The sequence below is a fragment of the Sedimenticola hydrogenitrophicus genome (assembly GCF_025175675.1).
GTDB lineage: Bacteria > Pseudomonadota > Gammaproteobacteria > Chromatiales > Chromatiaceae > Sedimenticola > Sedimenticola hydrogenitrophicus.
The window spans coordinates 1-20863 of the sequence record NZ_JANIOA010000009.1; the positions used below are offsets into that span (position 1 = coordinate 1).

Annotated in this window: 21 protein-coding genes; 18 read left to right on the forward strand and 3 right to left on the reverse strand. The window is 61.1% G+C overall.

Translation table 11 applies throughout. The features are described from left to right. Positions 1-132: 132 nt before the first annotated feature. The 6 genes from NPX02_RS06715 to NPX02_RS06740 all read left to right on the forward strand — a co-directional run bounded on the left by NPX02_RS06715 (position 133) and on the right by NPX02_RS06740 (position 4478). Positions 133-561 (forward strand): pyrimidine dimer DNA glycosylase/endonuclease V, encoded by a 429-nt coding sequence (locus NPX02_RS06715; protein ID WP_260292691.1) that lies wholly within the window; start codon positions 133-135, stop codon positions 559-561. A 305-nt stretch (positions 562-866) separates the two neighbouring features. Continuing rightward, positions 867-1352 carry a VOC family protein gene (locus NPX02_RS06720; protein WP_260292692.1) on the forward strand — a complete coding sequence of 162 codons (486 nt, stop codon included), beginning with the start codon at positions 867-869 and terminating at the stop codon, positions 1350-1352. Positions 1353-1432: 80 nt separating this feature from the next. Continuing rightward, positions 1433-1834, forward strand: coding sequence for a VOC family protein (locus tag NPX02_RS06725; RefSeq protein ID WP_260292693.1), 402 nt, complete (start codon positions 1433-1435; stop codon positions 1832-1834). A gap of 64 nt (positions 1835-1898) precedes the next feature. Continuing rightward, a complete protein-coding gene (locus NPX02_RS06730) occupies positions 1899-2357 on the forward strand; it encodes an SRPBCC family protein (RefSeq protein ID WP_260292694.1) in 459 nt (152 codons plus the stop codon). A gap of 87 nt (positions 2358-2444) precedes the next feature. Beyond that, positions 2445-3104 carry a dihydrofolate reductase family protein gene (locus tag NPX02_RS06735; RefSeq protein WP_335342523.1) on the forward strand — a complete coding sequence of 220 codons (660 nt, stop codon included), beginning with the start codon at positions 2445-2447 and terminating at the stop codon, positions 3102-3104. A 177-nt stretch (positions 3105-3281) separates the two neighbouring features. Further along, the gene (locus NPX02_RS06740) at positions 3282-4478 is read left to right on the forward strand and encodes a CaiB/BaiF CoA transferase family protein (RefSeq protein WP_260292695.1); all 1197 of its coding nucleotides are present in this window, start codon (positions 3282-3284) and stop codon (positions 4476-4478) included. Between the two features lie 5 nt (positions 4479-4483). Here NPX02_RS06740 and NPX02_RS06745 read toward each other — a convergent pair whose 3' ends face one another. Together NPX02_RS06745 and NPX02_RS06750 are read right to left on the reverse strand one after the other, a co-directional pair. Beyond that, positions 4484-4834 (reverse strand): hypothetical protein, encoded by a 351-nt coding sequence (locus NPX02_RS06745; RefSeq protein ID WP_260292697.1) that lies wholly within the window; start codon positions 4832-4834, stop codon positions 4484-4486. A gap of 443 nt (positions 4835-5277) precedes the next feature. Next, the gene (locus NPX02_RS06750; RefSeq protein ID WP_260292698.1) at positions 5278-5883 is read right to left on the reverse strand and encodes an XTP/dITP diphosphatase; all 606 of its coding nucleotides are present in this window, start codon (positions 5881-5883) and stop codon (positions 5278-5280) included. Between the two features lie 381 nt (positions 5884-6264). Between NPX02_RS06750 and ccmA the strand changes: the two genes are divergently transcribed. The 9 genes from ccmA to ccmI all read left to right on the forward strand — a co-directional run bounded on the left by ccmA (position 6265) and on the right by ccmI (position 13548). After that, a complete protein-coding gene (gene ccmA, locus NPX02_RS06755) occupies positions 6265-6900 on the forward strand; it encodes a cytochrome c biogenesis heme-transporting ATPase CcmA (RefSeq protein WP_260292699.1) in 636 nt (211 codons plus the stop codon). Next, the gene (gene ccmB, locus NPX02_RS06760) at positions 6893-7561 is read left to right on the forward strand and encodes a heme exporter protein CcmB (protein WP_260292700.1); all 669 of its coding nucleotides are present in this window, start codon (positions 6893-6895) and stop codon (positions 7559-7561) included. The genes ccmA and ccmB overlap by 8 nt, the downstream gene beginning before the upstream one ends. Positions 7562-7962: 401 nt before the next feature. Beyond that, the gene (locus NPX02_RS06765; RefSeq protein ID WP_260292701.1) at positions 7963-8712 is read left to right on the forward strand and encodes a heme ABC transporter permease; all 750 of its coding nucleotides are present in this window, start codon (positions 7963-7965) and stop codon (positions 8710-8712) included. Continuing rightward, positions 8709-8882 carry a heme exporter protein CcmD gene (gene ccmD / locus NPX02_RS06770; RefSeq protein WP_335342285.1) on the forward strand — a complete coding sequence of 58 codons (174 nt, stop codon included), beginning with the start codon at positions 8709-8711 and terminating at the stop codon, positions 8880-8882. Before NPX02_RS06765 ends, ccmD begins: the two co-directional genes overlap by 4 nt. Next, positions 8879-9328, forward strand: a complete 450-nt coding sequence (ccmE, locus tag NPX02_RS06775) for a cytochrome c maturation protein CcmE (RefSeq protein WP_260292702.1) — start codon at positions 8879-8881, stop codon at positions 9326-9328. The genes ccmD and ccmE overlap by 4 nt, the downstream gene beginning before the upstream one ends. Then, the gene (locus NPX02_RS06780; RefSeq protein WP_260292703.1) at positions 9325-11313 is read left to right on the forward strand and encodes a heme lyase CcmF/NrfE family subunit; all 1989 of its coding nucleotides are present in this window, start codon (positions 9325-9327) and stop codon (positions 11311-11313) included. Before ccmE ends, NPX02_RS06780 begins: the two co-directional genes overlap by 4 nt. Next, positions 11310-11843: a DsbE family thiol:disulfide interchange protein gene (locus tag NPX02_RS06785; RefSeq protein ID WP_260292704.1), complete on the forward strand. Its 534-nt coding sequence runs from the start codon at positions 11310-11312 to the stop codon at positions 11841-11843. Before NPX02_RS06780 ends, NPX02_RS06785 begins: the two co-directional genes overlap by 4 nt. Next, the gene (locus NPX02_RS06790) at positions 11840-12313 is read left to right on the forward strand and encodes a cytochrome c-type biogenesis protein (RefSeq protein ID WP_260292705.1); all 474 of its coding nucleotides are present in this window, start codon (positions 11840-11842) and stop codon (positions 12311-12313) included. The genes NPX02_RS06785 and NPX02_RS06790 overlap by 4 nt, the downstream gene beginning before the upstream one ends. Beyond that, positions 12310-13548 carry a c-type cytochrome biogenesis protein CcmI gene (gene ccmI / locus NPX02_RS06795; RefSeq protein WP_260292706.1) on the forward strand — a complete coding sequence of 413 codons (1239 nt, stop codon included), beginning with the start codon at positions 12310-12312 and terminating at the stop codon, positions 13546-13548. Before NPX02_RS06790 ends, ccmI begins: the two co-directional genes overlap by 4 nt. A 312-nt stretch (positions 13549-13860) precedes the next feature. On the opposite strand, the gene NPX02_RS06800 is transcribed toward ccmI, so the two are convergent. Further along, on the reverse strand, positions 13861-14394 hold the full coding sequence (locus NPX02_RS06800) for a pentapeptide repeat-containing protein (protein ID WP_260292707.1): 534 nt from the start codon (positions 14392-14394) through the stop codon (positions 13861-13863). A 477-nt stretch (positions 14395-14871) separates the two neighbouring features. On the opposite strand from NPX02_RS06800, the gene NPX02_RS06805 reads away from it, so the two are divergent. From NPX02_RS06805 to NPX02_RS06815, 3 genes are all read left to right on the forward strand, one after another. Beyond that, positions 14872-16566 (forward strand): methyl-accepting chemotaxis protein, encoded by a 1695-nt coding sequence (locus NPX02_RS06805; protein ID WP_260292708.1) that lies wholly within the window; start codon positions 14872-14874, stop codon positions 16564-16566. 368 nt (positions 16567-16934) lie between these two features. Continuing rightward, complete coding sequence (gene aptA, locus NPX02_RS06810; protein WP_260292709.1) at positions 16935-18275, forward strand: omega-aminotransferase AptA; 1341 nt, start codon at positions 16935-16937, stop codon at positions 18273-18275. A 301-nt stretch (positions 18276-18576) separates the two neighbouring features. Continuing rightward, positions 18577-20784 carry a diguanylate cyclase gene (locus NPX02_RS06815; RefSeq protein WP_260292710.1) on the forward strand — a complete coding sequence of 736 codons (2208 nt, stop codon included), beginning with the start codon at positions 18577-18579 and terminating at the stop codon, positions 20782-20784. Positions 20785-20863 lie beyond the last annotated feature (79 nt).

Sequence of the window (20863 nt, forward strand, 5' to 3'; positions counted from 1 at the left end):
CCCGGATTTAAAGATATCTACAAATAAGAAAAAATGTGCCAAGTGAAAATTGCCTATAACGATTCGTTCCAATGCCGTTGCCAACGGATCGTCTGACGCTCACCGAAGTTTTCGATATTGAGGGGCCTAGCCGTGCGTCTCTGGTCGTTACATCCCAAGTATCTCGATCCCCAGTGGTTGGTGGCACTATGGAGAGAGAGTCTTCTGGCGCAGGCAGTCCTGCGTGGAGATACCCGTGGTTACCGGAACCATCCACAACTGGACCGCTTCAAGAGCCATCCGTCACCTCTTGCGGCCATTTCACTATATCTTACGGGCATACATGATGAGGCGACAGAGCGGGGCTGCACCTTCGATAAGAAGAAGATCAGGACGGTCCGGAAGGCGGTTTCTCTCACAGTCACCAAGGGTCAATTGGATTACGAGTGGCTCCATCTGCTGAATAAGCTGAAGTTGCGCAACCCTGCGCTGTATCGGGATTGGCAAAATGTGGCGGTTCCGGATGCACACCCTATTTTTAGCGTGCATGCTGGAGATGTGGAGCCCTGGGAGCGTTATTAGGGGTGCCACCCGACAGTTGGGTCATTTGACAATAAAGAGGCGACCCACGCGTTCCCGGCACTCCCTTCCACAGGAAGTGCGTCCAGCGAATCCTTGAGGGCAAGGGGCTGAATGACTAGCGGCGTGCCCGGGAGCAGGAGGCTAAGCACGATCACAACGGGCCGTTGCACGGATTGCCGAGAAACCGGGCCAGAGCGAAAAACCGGTTTACGCAATGTTGTGGCTTGACTGATCACAAATGTCGACCAAGATTGTTGATGCAACAGCTTTCTAAAGCTTTGGGCTTATCACAATGGAGAAGTGACATGGCTGAGCAAGCAAAGAACACCATTTGCCTTTGGTACGATGGCGATGCCGAGGACGCGGCGCGGTTCTACGCCGAGACCTTTCCCGATTCGTTTGTCGGCGCGGTGCACCGCGCTCCGGGAGACTTTCCTTCCGGGAAGGAAGGGGATGTATTGATGGTCGAGTTTACTGTGATGGGCATTCCCTGCATTGGGCTCAATGGCGGATCCGCGTTCAAGCACAATGAAGCGTTCTCGTTTCAGGTCGCAACCGCTGACCAAGACGAAACGGATCGCTACTGGAACGCAATTGTCGGCAATGGCGGCCAAGAAAACGCCTGCGGCTGGTGCAAGGACAAATGGGGATTGTCCTGGCAGATTACGCCGATTGCCCTGACGAAGGCGGTCACCGATCCCGATCCCGCTGCCGCCAAGCGCGCGTTCGATGCAATGATGCAGATGTATAAGATCGACATCGCTACAATCGAGGCGGCGCACCGCGGTTGAGGTTCGTGGTGGACCAAATAACCTAACCACTACGATGAGCGTGTTGGCGGCACTAGGCCCTGGGAGCGGGAGTCTAACCTATGAGAATTATTGTCAATATTGATGTTCCGGAACTCAGCCAAGCAATCGAATTCTACACCGCAGCATTGGGGCTCAAACACAGCCGCACTCTGGATGAGGAGGTAGCAGAGCTTTCGGGGGCTGCTTCCGTAATCTGTCTTTTACAAAATGCTTCAGGCTCAAACGTAGCAAGTACGTTATCGGAAGCACGAGGGTACTCCAGGCACTGGACACCCGTTCATATTGATTTTGTTGTCGACGACCTTGAAAAGGCCACCGCGCGGGCTCTCGGTGCCGGGGCAACGCGTGAAAGCGAGCGTATTGAATGGCATGGTTCAAAGTGCATCACTTTCTCGGATCCATTTGGTCATGGGTTTTGCCTTATCGAGTTCGCAGGTGAAACGTACAGCGAGAATGGTTGAATTCGCCTAACATCTATATGACCTCCCCAGTCAAGGGTGAATTGATCGGAATAAGGAGATTGTGATGTCCAGTGGAACAGGTACGGTCCGGCTACACCGGGTACTGCGGGCGCCCACCGAGCGAATCTATAAGGCGTTTACAGATAAAAGTGCTTTAGAGCGTTGGCTCCCTCCCTTCGGATTTACCGGTACGATCCATGCTATTGATGTCCGCGTTGGTGGCGGCTATCGTATGTCTTTCACGAATTTTGCTACCGGAAGCAGTCATTCGTTTACGGTCGAATATGTCGAGCTGGTGCCGAATGAACGGATTCGACACACAGACCGCTTCGACGACGCAAACCTCCCTGGTGAAATGGTTGTGTCAATCGACCTCAACGCCGTCTCCTGTGGGACGGATATCAACATTGTTCAGGAAGGCATTCCCTCGGTAATCCCGGTGGAAATGTGCTACCTCGGGTGGCAAGAGTCACTTGAGCAGCTTGCCCGGCTCGTTGAGCCGGATATTCCTGACAATGGATGAGCGAAAAATGGACAAAAATGCGCCGCCCGACTATACGCAGCAAACGGATTTTCCACAGTTTTGTTAGGCGTCAATTTAAACGGAGGCATGAAAATGACACGAGTGCGGGTTGAGAGTTTCACCATCTCGCTTGACGGCTACGGAGCGGGTTCGGATCAAAGCGTTAACAATCCGCTCGGCGTCGGCGGTGAAACCCTGCACAAGTGGATGGTTTCCACCCGCACGTTTCGGAGAATGCAAGGGCAGGAGGGCGGGACCAGCGGCGTGGATGAGCAGTTTGCTGCACGGGGTTTCGAGAACGTAGGTGCGTGGATCCTGGGACGGAATATGTTTGGCCCGGTTCGTGGTCCCTGGCCCGACCTGACATGGAAGGGCTGGTGGGGCGCCAAACCGCCCTACGAGTGTCCTGTCTTCGTCCTGACTCACCACGCCCGTCCGCCCCTAAAGATGGAGAACGCCACCACCTTCCACTTTGTCACGGAGGGCATCCACCAGGCGCTTGAATCGGCCCGGGCGGCCGCAGGCGGCAAGGATATCCGCATCGGCGGCGGTTCCAGCACCATTCGACAGTACCTCCGCGAAGGCCTGATCGATGAATTGCACATCGCCATTTCGCCGGTCCTCCTCGGCCGTGGCGAACCACTGTTCACGGACCTGGATCTTCCGGCCCTGGGATACGCGTGTGTCGAGCACGCATTTTCGGACTCGGCCACCCACGTTTTTTTGAAACGAGGGGATCCCAAATGACACCCGACATGTCGGCCCGGCCAACCGTGGAGATCCCCTGTCACCACACATTCGCTATCCAGATCCAGGCGGCAATGATCACGGGTTATGGCAGCCTTAGTCGCATTCGGGGCAAATCCGCTTGCGCAGTGGCACAATATGGCCCAGTTAAACCGACTTGCAGGAGTCAGAATTGCCATGGGACCACTGAAGGGGATCAAGGTACTGGACCTGAGCCGCATCCTGGCCGGACCCTGGGCCACCCAGCTGCTGGCCGATTACGGGGCCACGGTGTGGAAGATCGAGCGGCCGGGGGTGGGGGATGACACCCGCCACTGGGGACCCCCGTTTCTCAAGGATAGCGAGAGTGCCGATACGGCGGAATCGGCCTATTACCTCTCCACCAACCGGGGCAAGCACTCCATTGCCGTGGATATCACCAGCGAAGTGGGGCAGGCGGTTATCCGTCGGCTGGTCGCCCGGGCCGACATCCTGGTGGAGAATTTCAAGGTCGGTGGATTGGCCAAGTACGGCCTGGACTACCCTAGCCTCTGTGTCGACAATCCAGATCTGATCTATTGCTCCATCACCGGGTTCGGTCAGACCGGCCCGGATGCCGGCCAAGCCGGCTATGACGCCATGGTGCAGGCGCGGGGCGGTCTCATGAGCATCACCGGGGAGCGGGACGGGCTGCCCGGGGCCGGCCCACAGAAGGTCGGGGTGGCGGTGGCGGATCTGATGGCCGGGATGTATGCGGTCAGCGCCATCCTGGCGGCGCTGCATCACCGCGACCAGACCGGTGAAGGGCAGCAGATCGATCTCGGGCTGCTGGACAGCCAGGTGGCCTGGCTGGCCAACCAGGGTATGAACTACCTGATCGGTGGCGAGGCGCCGGTGCGCCAGGGCACCGCCCATCCCAATATCGTGCCCTACCAGGCGCTGCCCACCCGGGACGGTTTCCTGATGCTGGCGGTCGGTAACGACCGCCAGTTCGCCGCCTGCTGCCGGGTGTTGGGCCGGCCGGCATTGGCCGAGGATTCGCGGTTTACCAGTAACCGGCTGCGGGTCGAGTACCGGGAGCAGTTGATCCCGCTGCTGGAGGGGCTGTTCAGGCGTAAGACCACCGCCGAGTGGGCGGGGCTGCTGGCGGCGGAACAGGTGCCCTGCGGACCGATCAACGACATCGCCGAGGTATTCGAGGATCCCCAGGTGCTGGCCCGGGGTATGCGGCTGGAGCTGCCCCATCCGCTGGCTGGCACGGTGCCCCAGGTGGCCAATCCGGTCAAATTCTCCCGCACCCCGATCGAGTATCAAGGCGCACCCCCGCTGCTCGGCGCGGATACCGAGGCGGTGCTGCGGGCGCTGTCGGATGAAGAGGTGCCCGGGGAGTTCTAATTTGGCTACCGCGTTGCGACCGGCTCCAGGCCGGAACGGGCGACCGGCCGGAAGCTGAGCGGAAGTTCATTACGCGCCGCGGCATAGAGTTTGTGCTGGGTCTGCTTGAACAGGACCCCAATCTCGTGGGGCGTGGTGTGGGTAATGACCGCCTTGATCTGCCAGGGCGACCGGTCCACTGTCAGCGACAGCTCCACCTCCATGCCGACCGGCAGGGTCAGGGCGTGGGTCTCCAGCAGCGCCCCCTCAGGGGTCAGGCTGCCCAGGGTGGCGGAGAAGATGCGTCCGTGGTAGACGATCTGGGCCGGCAGCAGCAGGTTGATATGGTTGTTGCGGCACTCGTGCGGATGGTTCATGTGGGTTCTCTTCTGTTGGTCCTTGGTTTCAGGGCAGAAGGCTATCGAATCAACATGTCACCCCGGTTGCACGCAGGTTAAGCTTTTGTTTCGTCCGCTGCCGGCAGGCAGCGGCCAGACCACGAACGGACGGCCAGGAGCCTTTCAATTAGATGTTACCGGATGAAGCTGTTTTGGTTTCGTAGGGTGGATAAGCCGGAAGGCGCATCCACCCTACAACAGTACGTTATCAAATTGAGGTAGTACTGGTTTTACCAGGCAGTATCAAGTTGAAGCACTACTAAGGGCTCGCGCAAAAATAAGTTTCGGTATTCGGTCGCAACTGGACCCCGCTGGCGGCGTTACGCTTTTTGGCAAGGGAACAGTCATTGCCTGCAAAGCGTGCCTTGCCCGCGTGGCCCAGTTACGCCCTCGGTACTGCGAAATTATTCTTGCGCGAGCCCTTAGGAGAGCGCGGCCACCAGCTGGCGCAGGGCCTGGCCCCGGTGGCTCAGGGCGTTCTTCTGGTCCGCGCTCAGTTGGGCGGAACTGCAGCCGAATTCGGGTACCAGGAACAGCGGATCGTAGCCGAAGCCGTTCTCGCCCTGGGCGGCGTGCAGGATGCGTCCCTCCCAGGTTCCCTGGCAGATGATCGGGGTGGGATCGTCGGCGTGACGCAGGTAGACCAGCACACACTGGAAGCGGGCGGTACGATCCTCATCCGCCACCCCCTGCAGATCGGCCAGCAGCTTGTCGTTGTTGGCCTGATCGTCACAGGCGGGGCCGGCAAAGCGCGCCGAGTAGATGCCGGGCGCCCCGTTGAGCGCATCCACCTCGATGCCCGAATCGTCGGCAATGGCCGGCAGGCCGCTGTGGCGGGCGGCATTGCGTGCCTTGAGGATGGCGTTTTCCACGAAGGTCAGGCCGGTCTCCTCCGCTTCCGGCGTGGCGAATTGGCTCTGCGGAATCACCTGAATCTCCTGTTGCGCCAGCAACTGATTGATTTCGCGTACCTTGCCGGCGTTATTGCTCGCCAGTACAACCCTTTCTCCACGATGACTCGGTGACATGACTCGGTTTCCTGCTGTGAATTGACTGGGGGGATTCTACCCCGGATCAGGGAGGATTTCCCGCCATCCGTGCGCGGCTTGACTCCAACCTCTTTGCATGGTGGCCACACAGCGCCGTAGCCTGGATGAAGCCGCCACTGCCAAAACTGGAATGATCACCTATGCCCGCGGCGGCGTAATCCGGGGTTTGGGTCAGACCCCGTGCATTGCCCCGGATTACGCCCGTCTGGGGTTGCGTATCTGTCGGGCTTTTGTGAGGCGGGCTTCATCCAGGTTACAAACTAACCAACTCTTTCGATTGCGCCCGGAACACGGCTTTATGGGAAAGCGGAGTCAGGCTGTGTACAATCGGGCGGTTTTTGATGGTTAAAGGTGCTTTCAATGCTCGAAGTGGCGGGGTTGGCCTGCATCCGGGGTGACCGGAAACTCTTTTCCGATCTCAGCTTCACGCTGGGGGAGGGGGAGCTGTTGCGCCTGCATGGGCATAACGGCAGCGGCAAGACCACGCTGATGCGCACGCTGTGCGGATTGAGCCGGGAGAGTGCCGGTGAGATTCGCTGGAACGGGGCGTCGATCCACAAGCTGGGCGAGGAGTTTACCCGCGAGGTGGTCTATATCGGGCACAAGAACGGCATCAAGGACGACTTGACCGGGGTCGAGAACCTGCGTGTCTGCAGCGCCCTGGATGGCTGCCCGGTCACCGAGCGGCAGGCCTGGGATGCCCTGGAGCGCATGGGGTTGATGGGCCACGAGGACCTGCCCAGTCGGGTGCTCTCCCAAGGCCAGAAGCGGCGGGTGGCGCTGGCGCGGCTGCTGTTGAACAAGTCGCGGCTGTGGATCCTGGATGAGCCTTTTACCGCGCTGGATGTGGCGGCGGTGGATTTCCTGCAGTCGATCATTCGCGACCATATCAATAGTGGCGGCATGGTGATCCTGACCACCCATCAGGAGGTCAAGATCACCCGGGAACAAGTGCTGGAGCTGCGTCTCGGCTGGAAGGAGGCGGGGCATGTTTAACGCCTTCCGCACCCTGCTGGGGCGAGATCTGCTACTGGCGATGCGGCGCCGTTCCGATCTGTTCACCACGCTGTTCTTCTTTGTTATCGTGGTCAGCCTGTTCCCCCTCGGCATCGGGCCGGAGATGAAAACCCTGCGCCTGATCGCACCCGGAGTCTTCTGGGTGGCGGCGCTGCTGGCCTCCATGCTGGCCCTGGAGCGGCTGTTTGCGGTGGACTACGAGGATGGCGCCCTGGAGCAGATGCTGCTCACCCCGCAGCCGCTGTTTATCCTGGTGCTGGCCAAGGTGATCGCCCACTGGCTGGTGACCGGCCTGCCGCTGGTGCTGATGGCACCCCTGCTGGGACTGCAGTATGACCTCGCCAGCGATGCCCTGGGGGTGATGGTGGTGTCGCTGCTGCTGGGTACTCCGGCGCTGAGCCTGATTGGGGCGATCGGGGCGGCGCTGACTCTGGGCCTGCGGGGTGGTGGGGTGCTGGTCTCGCTGCTGGTGTTGCCGCTCTATATCCCGGTGCTGATCTTCGGTTCGGGTGCGGTGGAGGCGACCGCCTCCGGCATGGGCGGACAGGGACATCTCCTCATGCTGGGCGCCATTCTGGTACTATCCCTGTTGCTCGCTCCGCTGGCCGCCTCCGCGGCACTCAGAATTTCCGTTGAGTAGCTGGCCGTCGAGTAGCTGGAATAAGAAATTGTCAGGATAGACAATTTCTACGGCCGAAGGCCGCCCGTCAGGGTGCGGCACAGGGATGTGCGGCATAAAATCTGCATATTCTTGCCATATTTTGCCTTTGGTCAATGTCCATGCACGGCAGAATTGGGTATAACTGCCCCCCGTGGTGAAAAATTGTCAGGATAGCCAATTTTCACGGCCGAAGGCCGCCCGTCAAGGCGCGACACAGGGATGTGCCGCATGAAAAATTGTCAGGATAGCCAATTTTCACGGCCGAAGGCCGCCCGTCAGGGTGCGGCACAGGGATGTGCCGCATGAAAAATTCACCAGAAACGGGAACCAAACCCTGTTTGTATTATCAAACTTCGGAATAGCCGGTCCTAACACATCCAATGAATTCCAGATTAATCAATTGGTTCAAATTTTCCTCACCAGCCACTTTCTACCCCTTGGCGGGGCGCCTGATTCCCATTTTCAGCGTACTGGCGATAGTGCTAATCGGCGTCGGACTCTATATGAGCTTTTTTGTCGCCCCTACCGATTACAAGCAGGGTGAAGGCTACCGCATCATTTTCGTCCATGTGCCGGCGGCCTGGATGTCCATGTTCATCTACCTGATCATGGCCTTCTGGGCGGCGCTCGGCCTGGTGTTCAACACCCGGCTGTCGGGCATGATGACCCGAGCCCTGGCGCCCACCGGTGCGATCTTCGCCTTCCTGGCGCTCTGGACCGGCGCCTTCTGGGGTAAGCCGATGTGGGGGACCTGGTGGGTGTGGGATGCGCGGCTGACCTCGGAACTGATCCTGCTGTTTCTCTATTTCGGTTACCTGGCCCTGCAGGGGGCCATCGACGACACCCGCCGGGCCGACCGGGCGGGCGCCTTGCTGGTGCTGGTGGGGGTGGTGAATATTCCCATCATCTACTACTCGGTACGGTGGTGGAACACCCTGCATCAAGGGGCCAGCATCAGTATGGATAACGGTTCAACAATGGCTGCTACCATGCTCTGGACCATGCTGATCATGGCCCTGGGCTTCTGGGCCTACACCATTGCGGTGGCCCTGGCCCGCGTGCGCTCCATCATCCTGGAACGGGAAGCGGATACCACCTGGGTCAGCGAGCTGGCGGAGGTTAGGCGGTGAGTGTGGCGGAATTTTTTGATATGGGTGGCTACGCCCTTTATGTGTGGGGCTCGTTTGGGGTCTCAGCGCTGTTGATGGTGCTGGAACCGATCATGCTGCGAAGCCATCGGCGCGCCGTACTGCAACGGATTGCCCGAATCATCCGAATCAAGGCAGGAGAGAAGGTATGAAGGCAAGGCATAAACGACTCGGGTTTCTGGTTGCCGGGCTGGCGGGGCTCGGCTTGGCCTCCTGGCTGGTATTCAATGCCCTCGACAGTAATCTCTCCTACTTCTTCTCACCCTCTGATGTGGTGCAGAACAAGGCGCCGACGGATCATGTCTATCGACTCGGTGGCATGGTACAGAACGGCAGCCTTGAGCGTGGCCAGGAGCTGACGGTGCGCTTTCTGGTGACCGATACCGCCAATACCGTCAAGGTTGCCTATACCGGCATCCTGCCGGACCTGTTCGCCGAGGGTCAGGGGGTGATCGCCCAGGGACGCATGGGAGCGGACGGCGTGTTCATTGCCGACGAAGTGCTCGCCAAGCACGATGAGAACTACATGCCACCCGAGGTGGCGGATGCCCTGGACAAGGCGCATAAGGGCGCACCAGACGGAGTAGCCAACAAATGATTCCCGAACTCGGACACGTGGCGCTGATCCTGGCGCTGTCACTGGCACTGATTCAGGCCACCCTGCCGGTCATCGGTGCCCATCGGCGTATCGCCAGCTGGGTGGCGGTGGCCAAACCGGCGGCCCTGGGACAGCTGTTGTTCATGCTAGTGGCCTATGGCTGCCTGACCTACGCCTTTCTGATGAATGATTTTTCGGTCAGTTATGTGGCGCAGAACTCCAATACCGCCCTGCCGTCGATCTATCTGATCTCCGGTGTGTGGGGTGCCCACGAAGGGTCACTGCTGCTCTGGGCGCTGATTCTCTCCGGCTGGACCGCGGCGGTGGTGCTGTTCAGCCGCAGCATGCCGGAGGCCATGCTGGCCCGGGTGGTCGGCGTGATGGGCATGATCAGCGTCGGTTTCCTGCTGTTCATGCTGTTCACCTCGAACCCGTTTGACCGGCTGATCAACCCCCCGATCGAGGGTCGGGACCTCAATCCCCTGTTGCAGGACGTGGGTCTGATCATCCATCCGCCGCTGCTCTATATGGGCTACGTGGGGTTCTCGGTGGCCTTCGCCTTCGCCATCGCCGCCATGCTGGGTGGCCGCCTGGACGCCGCCTGGGCGCGCTGGTCACGGCCCTGGACCAATGTGGCCTGGGCGTTTCTTACCCTGGGTATCGTGCTCGGCAGCTGGTGGGCCTATTACGAACTGGGCTGGGGCGGCTGGTGGTTCTGGGATCCGGTGGAGAACGCCTCGTTCATGCCCTGGCTGGTGGGAACGGCGCTGATCCACTCCCTGGCGGTGACCGAGAAGCGCGGGGCATTCAAGGCCTGGACCGTGCTGCTGGCCATTTTCGCCTTCTCACTCAGCCTGCTGGGCACCTTCCTGGTTCGCTCCGGGGTGCTGACCTCGGTGCACGCTTTCGCCACCGACCCGGCCCGGGGCATCTTTATCCTGCTCTTCCTGGTGGTGGTCATCGGCGGCTCCCTGCTGCTCTACTCCTGGCGGGCGTCGCAGATCCGCAGCAGCGTCAGTTTCAAGCTGGTCTCCCGGGAGACGGCCCTGCTGCTGAACAACGTGATCCTGGTGGTGGCCGCCTGCAGTGTGCTGCTCGGCACCCTCTATCCCCTGGCGATCGATGCCCTGGGCCTGGGCAAGATCTCGGTGGGACCGCCCTATTTCAATACGGTATTCATCCCCCTGACCGCCCCGCTGGCGGCGCTGGTGGGGGTCGGTGCCCTGGCCCGCTGGCGCCAGGACAGTGGACAGCGGCTGTTTGCGCGGCTGCGTTTCTCGCTGTTGTTCAGTGTGATCGCCGGACTCGGTCTGACGCTGCTGGCGCCCCATTACTCCTGGGCCGCGGCGCTGGCCCTGGTGTTGGCGATCTGGGTGCTGCTCAGCACCCTGCAGTGGCTGTTCGAGCGCCACAGCGCCGGCCGCGCCTTTACCCGGACCCTGGCCAACACCCCCCGCTCCGGCTGGGGCATGATGCTGGCCCACCTCGGGGTGGCGGTATTCGTGGTGGGCATCACCCTGACCAGCGTCTACAGCGAAGAGAAAGATGTTCGCCTCGAACCGGGGCAGAGCTACCACCTGGGTGGATACGATTTCCATTTCCAGGGGGTGAAGCAGATACAGGGACCCAACTACCAGGCCTTCCGCGCTGAGGTCGACATCTATCAGGGCGAGCGCAAGATCAGCCACCTCAGTCCGGAGAAGCGCAACTACAAGGGCGGTCAGCCGATGACCGAGGCGGGCATCGATGCCGGCCTGTTCCGCGACCTGTTTGTCGCCCTCGGCGAACCCCTGGGAGATGAGGGCGCCTGGAGCGTGCGGCTCTATCACAAGCCGTTTGTCCGCTGGATCTGGCTGGGTGGGCTGTTGATGGCCCTGGGCGGCCTGCTGGCGGCGGCCGATCGCCGCTATTATCGATTGAAAAACAAGGCCAGCGTTGCTGTTAACAGCGTCGCTGTCGACGAGGCCACGGTGGGTACGGCATGAAGGCACGTTTTCTCATACCGCTGGGGATTTTCCTGGCGCTGGCACTGCTGCTCGGCATCGGCCTGACGCTCAATCCACGGGATGTCCCGTCGGTGCTGATCAACGAAAAGGCGCCAACGTTCAACCTGCCGGACCTGTTTGACCTGGAGAAGCGGGTCAGCTCCCAGGACATGCAGGGCAAGGTGTGGCTGATGAATGTCTGGGGCACCTGGTGTCCGGAGTGCTGGCGGGAGCATGAGTTCCTCAATCACCTGGCGAAAGACCAAGGGGTCACCTTCATCGGCATAAACTGGCGCGATGATCGGGACGAGGCGCTCTCCTTTCTGACCAGCAAGGGCAACCCGTTTGCCGCGGTCGGGTTCGATCCGGAAAGCGAGGCGATCATGGACTGGGGCGTGTATGGCGCGCCGGAGACCTTCGTGATCGACAAGCAGGGGCTGATTCGCAAGAAACACACCGGCCCCCTCTACCAGCAGGTGTGGGACAAAGAGTTCCGGCCCCTGCTGCAACAGCTGGCGGGCGAGTCATGATCCGTGTCTGGCTGTTGCTGCTGCTGTTGCTGCTGCTGTTGCTGCCGCTGTTTTCCCAGGCGGCCATCGAGGCGAACCAGTTCGATGACCCGGAGAAGGAGGCGCGCTACAAGCAGCTGATCACCGAGCTGCGCTGTCTGGTCTGTCAGAACCAGAATCTGGCCGACTCCAACGCCGAACTGGCTCAGGATATGCGCCGCAAGACCTACGAGTTGGTGCAGGGCGGTGCCAGCAGCGACGACGTGGTCGACTACATGGTCAAGCGCTATGGGGATTTCGTGCTCTACCGTCCGCCGTTCCGGCTCTCGACCCTGCTGCTCTGGCTGGGGCCTTTTGCCATTCTCGCCGGTGGCGTCGCCATCCTATTGGTATTCATTCGGGGACGCGGCAGACAGCCCGGCGCCCAGCTCAGTGACAACGACCTGCAGAGAGCCAAGGCATTGCTTGGCGAAGAAGACAATAAATCATGACACTTTTCTGGATTATCACGGCGGCCATGATAGTGGTCGCACTAGCCTTCATTGTGCCTTCCCTGTGGCGTAAATCAGTGCTACGGGTTTCGGATCGCGACAAGCAGAATGTGGTCATTGCCCGCGAGCGGCTGGCCGAACTCAACAATGAGCTTGCCGCCGGCACCCTGTCGGACGAAGAGTACGAGCAGACCAAGCTGGAGCTGGAGCAGACCCTGCTGATTGATCTGGAGGCCGGTGACGAGGCGGCACAGGCCGGCGGCCCCGGGAAGGCTGGCATGCTGACGCTATTGTTCTCGGTCCTGTTCGTCGCGGTGGTCACGGTCTCGGCCTATCTCTACCTCGGCACGCCCCAACTGGTTGACCCCGCGGCCATGCAGGCGCAACAGGCCGACCAGGAGTTGCCCTCGATCGAGGAGATGATGACGGCCCTGGTGGATCGGCTGAAGGAGAATCCTGAGGATGCGGAGGGGTGGTATCTGTTGGGACGCACCTACATGGCGGTGAAGGATTACCAGAAGGCGGCCTTTGCCTTCGACAAGCTGAATCAGCTGGTGAGCGACCAGCCCTCCATCATGCTGGCGTTGGCGGATTCGCTGGCGATGGCGGCGGGTGGGGATATGCAGGGGCGTCCGGCCGAACTGATCCGCAGGGCGGTCGACCTGGCGCCACAAGATCAGACCGCCCTCTGGCTGGCCGGGATGGTGGAGGACCAGGCGGGCAATCATGCCCGTGCGCTGGAGTACTGGGGGCGGCTCAAGCCGATGCTGGCCGATGACCTGGAATCCACCCAGCAGGTCGACCGGCTGATGGCGGCGGCACAACGCAAGCTGACCGCTGCCGGCCCCGGCGAGGCGGAGCAGAAAACAGCGGCGGCGCTGCCGACGGGGCAGGCCATCACCGCCCACATCACCCTGGCTGCGGAACTGGCCGCCCGGGTGCAGCCGGAGGAGAGCCTGTTCGTCTACGCGCGGGCCCTGCAGGGGCCGAAAATGCCGCTGGCGGCGGTGCGCCTGAAGGTGAGTGACCTGCCGGCCACGATCCAGCTCAATGACGGCCAGGCAATGGTGCCGGGAATGAATCTGTCCAGCTTTGACCAGGTGGTGGTGGGGGCGCGGATCTCCCGCTCCGGCAATGCCATTGCCGCCAGCGGCGATCTGCTGGGTGAGGTGTCGCCGGTGGCGGTGCAGGGCGATGTGGTGGTCGAACTGGTGATCGACTCGGTGATTCCGTAACCGATCGGCGATCGGGTTCAACCGTATTGCAGGAGAAATGTCGGCCGCGAATGGTGAATACTCACCCCCATCATCCGTGGACCCCCTGGGATGTATAGCAAGATTTGGTGGGTGCGCCTGGCGGCTTATCCACCCTACAAAACTACCACCTGTAGCACCACGTCCCTCCAACTATGCCCTGAATGTAGGGTGGATAAGCTTGCGCATCCACCATCATCCGGTCGTGGCGGCTTTATGCAACCCGGAGCTTGATGGGGTGTCAAAAAAGGCCTTGCCGACGGGCAAGGCCTTTGGTGTTTCAACGACCTGGCGTTACAGGCACTCGCCCTTGGAGCCGACCGCGCAGACCCGGCCGTCGGTCCAGGTGGCATTGTCCAGCTTGGCGGCGATCAGGATGGCGCCCTCCATGTTGGCTCCCCGCAGATTGGCCCCACTCAGGTCCGCGTCAAGGAAGTTGGCCCCCTTCAGGTTCGCCAGCATCAGGTTGGCACCCTGCAGGTTGACCGCATGCAGGGCGGCATGCTCCAGATTGCTCAACATCAGGTTGGCGCCCTGCAGATTGGCCAGGTGTAGAATGGCGCGGGAGAGATTGGCCCCCTGCAGATTGGCGTTATCCAGCCGCATGGAGGCCATGGAGGCTTCGTGCATATCCACCCCGGGTATCTGGGCGCCGATCCGCACCGCCCATGAGCACTGCGCCTGCGGCTCAAACTTGCAGGTGGTGTTTTCGATCGGGCCGGAGGTCTCGATATCCTTGCGCCAGGCATTGGATTCGATGGCATAAGTGGAGAGGAGTGCTACGGTGACTCCCATGACGGTCGTGCGAAGGGTGTGTGAAATCATCATCTGTTCCCCTGGTTCTCCTGCCCGGTTCAGGGCGTCGGTGGTTAAAGGGCTCGCGCAAAAATAAGCTTCGGTATTCGGTCGCCATTGGGCCCCGCTGGCGGCGTTACGCTTTTTGCCAAGGGAGCGGCCATTGCCTGCAAAGCGTGCCTTGCCGGCGTGGCGCCCAGAGTAACCCGGCGACGCCCCCGGTACTGCAAAATTTTCTTGCGCGAGCCCCAAGTAATCTGTCCCTACCCGGTCGAGTGGGAGAGATGCGGGCCTATCAATACAGCTTATGTTACCCAAATAATATTCTATCGGATTTGATCCAGATCTATTGTCCCCTGATTTCACGCCGCCTGGAGGCGGGTTTTGGCTGGGCAACTTTCGCGGATCTGTCCCGGATGCGAAGCCACACTCTAGTGTGTATGGATTAAAGTTGACCGCAATCCAGTCGATATGATTTTTATGTCGGCATACATTTAGATTATGAACGCTATGAATACACTCTACAAAACGACCCGCCCGATGGCCCTGGTGATTGTCCTGGCGGCTCTGGCGGCCGGGGCGGTAACGGCACTCCTCGGCGGATATCTGGGACTCGGTAATGCAGCGGTAATGGCGGTTGTGGTGGTGGTTTCGCTGACGGCGGCGCTGCTCCCGGCCTATTACCTGCTATTAAAACCCCTGCTACGCAATGTCGGCCTGATCCACTGCCTGGTGGAGACCCGGGGCGACCTGGATGCGGAACAGAACCGCCGGTTATCGGCACTGGGAGAGGGTGTCGGCGGGACAGAACTGAAGGCGGTAGCGGAGACGTTGCGGGAGTATTACAGCTGCGGTATCGGTGTGGTCAAGCGCAGCGGCAAGATTGCCATTGCCGGGGCCGAGGTCTCCTACGCCGCGGATGTGTTGAAGCGGCGTATCGACGATCAGATCGAGCATATTCGCAATATTACCGACGCGACCGGCCAGATCTCCCACAATATCGAACAAGCGGTGACCAATTCCGAAACCCTGAAAGAGCTCTCCCGCCAGACCCGGCGCGCCAGCTATATCGGCCAGGAGGCGATCGGGGAGGCGGCCGAGCAGATGCGCAATACCGGCAGCCATGCCCGCGAGGCGGCCGAGCTGATCGCCAAGCTCGAGGAGGGCGCCGGCCAGATCTCCCAGATCACCAAGGTGATCAGCGAGATCGCCGACCAGACCAATCTGCTGGCCCTGAACGCGGCTATCGAAGCGGCCCGGGCGGGCGAGCAGGGGCGCGGATTTGCCGTGGTCGCCGAGGAGGTGCGCAATCTCGCCACGCGCACCTCCAAGGCCACCACCGAGATCGGCCAGATGGTACAGCGGATCAACACAGAGACGGGTAATGCCGGCAACACCATGCGCGCCCTGGTGGATGAGGTGCAGGAGAGCCGGCTGCGCACCGAGAAGGTGGATACCCAGCTGCTGGAGATCCTGGAGCACGCCCGGGAGGTGGAGTCGAGGGTGATCTCCGCGGCGGAGCGTTCGGCGCAGAACCGCGAGCACCAGGCGCAGATCAACCATTCGCTGGAGGTATTTACCCAGACCCTGAACGACTCCTCGGATAAGGTGGATTCGGTGGCCGGCCAATCCCTGGAATTGTCAGAGATGGCCGAGGCGATTTACGAACTGCTGGGTGATGCCGGACTGCAAGATGAGCACGGCGTCGCTTACGCCGAGGGGTGTGCCGCGGTGGCGGCGATCAGCCAGCTGTTTGAAAAGGCGCTGGCGCAGGGGCAGTTGAGCCTGGATCAGCTTTTTGACCGCAATTACCAGCCCATTGCCGGGACCAACCCGCAGAAGTACAAGTCCCAGTTTGATGGCTTCACCGACACCAATTTCCCGTCGATCCAGGAGCCGATCCTGTCCCGTCACAGTTTTATGGCCTATGCCGGCGCGGTGGACAACAACGGCTATTTTCCCACCCATAACAAACGTTATTCACAGGCGCTCAGCGGCGACTACGACAAGGACCTGCTGGCCAACCGGACCAAGCGGATCTTTAATGACCGCACCGGTGCCCGTTGCGCCAGTTCCACCAAGCCGTTCCTGCTGCAGACCTACAAACGGGACACCGGGGAGGTGATGCACGATCTGACTATCCCGATCTACATCGCCGGCCGGCACTGGGGCGGGTTCAGGATCGGTTACCAGTCCTCCGATTAGCCGCGCGTCACCGTGCTGAACAAAAACCCGGCCCGGCCGGGTTTTTTGCCGTCTGCCGTTTCATTCCCTCGCTATGTTGGTTGAGTCCGAAAGACTCCCTGAATCTGCCATACTGATGCTGACGGAGCCCGACGGCTAACCCAACAGTTGCATTAATCAGGAACCAATGATTTGTTTCACCCCGTTATCTGCCGGATGAGATAGACATGTTGCATGGTTTCCTGGAATGTACCGCTGGTGAAGTCCAGAATTGCACCCGTAGGAGCGGCGCCCCGCCGCGATTTCGGCCCGGGGGCGGGCCTCCTGCAGGTCGATTTTTGCAACGATCTGGTTATGACAAATTTCACCCATGGAACAAGGATTGACCTATGTCCGATATCGATACCCGACTGAACGCCGATCTGAGCCGCGAGGCGCTGGAGGCGCACTGGATGCCGTTTACCGGCAACCGCGATTTCAAACAGAACCCCCGGATGCTGGTGGCCGCCGAGGGCAACTATTACCGCAGCGCCGACGGGCGGCGGATCCTCGACGGGGTGTCCGGCCTCTGGTGCTGCGGCGCCGGGCATAACCTGCCGGAAATTGCCGAGGCAATCATCGCCCAGTTGGGGCGCATGGACTACTCGCCCGGCTTCCAGTTCGGCCACCCGCTCTCGTTCGAGCTGGCCAACCGCCTCAAGCAGTTGACGCCGGACGGGCTGGATTATGTGTTCTTCTCCAACTCCGGCTCCGAGGCGGTGGAGACCGCGCTGAAGATGGCGCGTGCCTACTGGCGTCTCAAGGGGATGCCGGGCAAGAACAAGCTGATCGGCCGCGCCAAGGGCTATCATGGAGTCAATTTTGGCGGTGTCAGCGTGGGCGGGATCGGGCCGAACCGCAAGCTGTTCGGCACCCTCCTGGATGCGGATCATCTCTCCCACACCCTGCTGGAGGAGAACGCCTTCAGTCGTGGCGTGCCGGCCCATGGTGTGGGTCTGGCCGATCAACTGGAGGAGCTGGTGGCGCTGCACGATGCCTCCAATATCGCCGCCGTGGTGGTCGAGCCGGTGGCCGGGTCGGCCGGCGTCATCGTGCCGCCCGAGGGCTATCTGCAGCGACTGCGGGAGATCTGTGATCGGCACGCTATCCTGCTGATCTTCGATGAGGTGATCACCGGCTTCGGCCGCACCGGGCATGCCTTCGCCGCGGATGCCTTTGGTGTGGTACCGGACATCATGACCCTGGCCAAGGGACTGACCAACGGGGTGGTGCCGATGGGGGCGACGCTGGCCCGCGGTGAGATCTACCAGACCTTCATGGAACAGGGCGGTCCCGGCTATCTGGTGGAGTTCCCCCACGGCTACACCTATTCCGCCCACCCGCTGGCCTGCGCGGCCGGGTTGGCCGCTCTGGAGCTGTTCGAACGGGAGCGGTTGACGGAGCGCGCACGTGAACTGGCACCCTATTTCGAGGCCGGCCTGCACAGCCTGAAGGGCTTCCCCCACGTAACCGACATTCGTAATTACGGCCTGGCCGGGGCGCTACAGATCGCCCCCCATAAAGGGGAGCCGGCGCGTCGTCCCTGGGAGATCGCCATGCGCTGCTGGGAGCGCGGGGTCTATGTGCGTTATGGCGGCGACACCCTCCAGTTCGGACCGGCCATGACCATGGAACGGGAGGAGATAGACCGCTTGGTCAATGTGGTGGGGGACTGCCTCAGGGGCCTTTGAAACCCGGGCCGCCGGTTCGCCGGCCCGTCCGGGACCAACCTCCGCGACCCGGGAGCCACTGTTACCGCAGGCCTCGGGAGGATTGCCTGGGCACCAAACGGATAACAAAATATTCATAAATGCGTCATCACTCCTTAAGAAACCGCTAATGTGACCGATATTAAATAGTGATCCGGTTCACAAACCGGGGTGCCGGGAGCGCGCGTTGCTCCTATCTGATGGATGCGGGTGGGGTTGAATGCGATTCGCCGACATGTCCGGTTCAGACCGGCGGGCGGAATGGTTGCCTGATTGATGTGTTATGAAGAAAATCCATTGGGATGAAGGGCTGAGTATTGGTGACCCCGAGCTGGACGGGGAGCACAAGCAATTCATCGCGCTGCTCAATCGGCTCATTGACCTGATCGACGAATCGCCGGATGCGGAACAGGTGCATCGGATTCTGGATGAGCTGGAGCAACTGGCCGTCGAGCACAGCCGCCATGAGGAGATGCTCAGCCTCTCCGCCGGGGCGGACTCCAGGGAAGAGCAACGGCGCGAGCACAGTGACTTCCGCTCGGCCATCATCGAGGCCAGGAACCAGCTGCGGCCAGACGATCTGGGGAGCTCCCTGATCGATATGACCGAGTCCCTGGTCAAGTTGCTGATTAACCATATTATCGATCAGGACCTGGACCTGGCGCCGCTGCTGGCGGAGCGGGAGCTGAAGAATCACTCCCTGGCGGAATATCTGGTGGTCAAGTTCCAGAAGGTCTCCTTCGTGCGCGGCCTCGAGATGCTGGTGGTCATCTCCCTGCTGCCGATGCTGGTGTTTGCCGGAATGATCATGGTCCAGTCCTGGCAGGCGGCGGTCGGCGCCAGCGATGTGGCGCGGTTGGCCAATTTCAGTCAGCGGGTCGGTGGTCTCGTCCATGAGCTGCAGAAGGAGCGTGGCCTCAGCGCCGGTTTTCTGACCAGTGAAGATCGGGCGTTCGGGATCGCCCTGCGGCTGCAGCGCCGGCACAGCGATGGTGAACTGGCGCTGTTTCGCTCGGACTTGGAGTCGCGGAAGCTGGTGGGCCGGCTGGAGCGGATCGGTAATCTGGCGGCCAAGGTGGTGGTCCGCCTGGAGGTCCTGGCCCGTTACCGTGACCGCATCGACCAGCGGCAGATAGCTCCCCGGGAGAGCTTCGACGGCTTTACCGGGCTGATCTCCGAACTGACCGGACTGACCAACCAGATAGCCATTTTCTCCCGCCTTCACAGCGCCTCCGAGTTGTTTCAGGCCAATGCCCTGCTGCTCCAGTATGCGGAGATGGGCGGGCGTGAGCGGGCGGTGGTCTCCGGGGCATTCGGCAGGGGGCAATTCACCCGGGATGAATATCGGCAACTGGTCGCGCTGACCTCGGAGCAGGGGACGCTGGAGCGGCAGTTTCACTCCTTCCTCTCGGAGCGCCAGTGGCTGCGCTGGCGTGCCCATTACTCAACGGAGGCGGTCATTGCCTATAAGCGGCTCAGTGACCACGCCCTGGAGGCCGGCAGTGGCGACGGCAAGGTCTCGGTGGACAGCTTCACCTGGTTCAAGGTGGCCACCCAGCGCATCAACCTGATCAATGCGTTCCAGCAGCAGATGCTCAGTCAATTGCTGGAGGAGATGAAGCGGCAGCGCAGTCTCTCCACGGCCGTCTTCATGATGACGGTGTTTGGCGGCGGCGCCATGGTGCTGCTGATCGGTTACGTGGCGCTGCAGCTGGCCCGGTCGATCCGCCTGCCCATCCTCAGCCTGACCGAAGGGATGCGGGCGTTGACCGCGGGCGACAAGTCGTTGCGCATACCGTTTGCCAAGCGCCGGGACGAACTGGGGGATATGGTGCTGGCCTATGAGACATTTCGGCGCAAGCTGATCCGGGCCGATATGTTGAGCCTGGGCGAGCAGCTGGGGCCGCTGACGGTCAGTCGGCATGTCCTGGCATTGAAGCGCAGCACGGCGGAGGGGGAGGAGTATAAGCGGCTGGCCAGCATCGACTCCCTGACCGGCGTGATCAACCGCCGTGAATTCATGAAACGGGCCAAAATGGAGGTGGCGCGGCTGTTGCGCCATCAGGGCGAGTTGTCGGTGATGCTGCTGGATGTGGATTACTTCAAGCAGGTGAACGACAACTATGGCCATCCCGCCGGTGACCGGGTACTGAAGTTTGTCGCCCAGGCCATCGTCTCGGCGCTGCGCGAAGAGGATATCCTGGGCCGCATCGGCGGAGAGGAGTTCGCCGTGCTATTGCCCGCCACCGACCAGCCGTCCGCCGGCGCCACGGCGGAGCGGGTGAGGACGGCCATCGAAAATCTGCGCATCCAGGTTGGTGAGGACGAGATCAAAGTCACCATCAGCATCGGGCTCAGCGAGATTGCCGGCGGCGAGGCGTCGATCGAGGCGGCCATGCAGCGGGCCGACCGGGCGCTCTATCGGGCCAAGGATAACGGGCGTAACCGGGTCTGCAGCAAGCCGGCTGTTGCGCCGGAGACGAGTGCCTGACCCACCCGAAACTCCACATGGGGGCTGTAGGATGCTGGTGAGCTTGCGAACCGCATCATTGGCTGGCCGCTGGACCGAT

Bases quoted from the DNA above. Each gene is read 5' to 3' on its own strand.
- NPX02_RS06745 (WP_260292697.1), bottom strand. From the start codon at position 4,834: ATGAACCATCCGCACGAGTGCCGCAACAACCATATCAACCTGCTGCTG.
- NPX02_RS06800 (WP_260292707.1), bottom strand. From the start codon at position 14,394: ATGATGATTTCACACACCCTTCGCACGACCGTCATGGGAGTCACCGTA.
- NPX02_RS06750 (WP_260292698.1), bottom strand. From the start codon at position 5,883: ATGTCACCGAGTCATCGTGGAGAAAGGGTTGTACTGGCGAGCAATAAC.
- NPX02_RS06740 (WP_260292695.1), top strand. From the start codon at position 3,282: ATGGGACCACTGAAGGGGATCAAGGTACTGGACCTGAGCCGCATCCTG.
- aptA (WP_260292709.1), top strand. From the start codon at position 16,935: ATGTCCGATATCGATACCCGACTGAACGCCGATCTGAGCCGCGAGGCG.
- NPX02_RS06730 (WP_260292694.1), top strand. From the start codon at position 1,899: ATGTCCAGTGGAACAGGTACGGTCCGGCTACACCGGGTACTGCGGGCG.
- NPX02_RS06790 (WP_260292705.1), top strand. From the start codon at position 11,840: ATGATCCGTGTCTGGCTGTTGCTGCTGCTGTTGCTGCTGCTGTTGCTG.
- ccmI (WP_260292706.1), top strand. From the start codon at position 12,310: ATGACACTTTTCTGGATTATCACGGCGGCCATGATAGTGGTCGCACTA.
- NPX02_RS06780 (WP_260292703.1), top strand. From the start codon at position 9,325: ATGATTCCCGAACTCGGACACGTGGCGCTGATCCTGGCGCTGTCACTG.
- NPX02_RS06735 (WP_335342523.1), top strand. From the start codon at position 2,445: ATGAAAATGACACGAGTGCGGGTTGAGAGTTTCACCATCTCGCTTGAC.
- NPX02_RS06785 (WP_260292704.1), top strand. From the start codon at position 11,310: ATGAAGGCACGTTTTCTCATACCGCTGGGGATTTTCCTGGCGCTGGCA.
- ccmB (WP_260292700.1), top strand. From the start codon at position 6,893: ATGTTTAACGCCTTCCGCACCCTGCTGGGGCGAGATCTGCTACTGGCG.
- NPX02_RS06815 (WP_260292710.1), top strand. From the start codon at position 18,577: ATGAAGAAAATCCATTGGGATGAAGGGCTGAGTATTGGTGACCCCGAG.
- NPX02_RS06725 (WP_260292693.1), top strand. From the start codon at position 1,433: ATGAGAATTATTGTCAATATTGATGTTCCGGAACTCAGCCAAGCAATC.
- NPX02_RS06805 (WP_260292708.1), top strand. From the start codon at position 14,872: ATGAATACACTCTACAAAACGACCCGCCCGATGGCCCTGGTGATTGTC.
- ccmA (WP_260292699.1), top strand. From the start codon at position 6,265: ATGCTCGAAGTGGCGGGGTTGGCCTGCATCCGGGGTGACCGGAAACTC.
- ccmE (WP_260292702.1), top strand. From the start codon at position 8,879: ATGAAGGCAAGGCATAAACGACTCGGGTTTCTGGTTGCCGGGCTGGCG.
- NPX02_RS06765 (WP_260292701.1), top strand. From the start codon at position 7,963: ATGAATTCCAGATTAATCAATTGGTTCAAATTTTCCTCACCAGCCACT.
- NPX02_RS06720 (WP_260292692.1), top strand. From the start codon at position 867: ATGGCTGAGCAAGCAAAGAACACCATTTGCCTTTGGTACGATGGCGAT.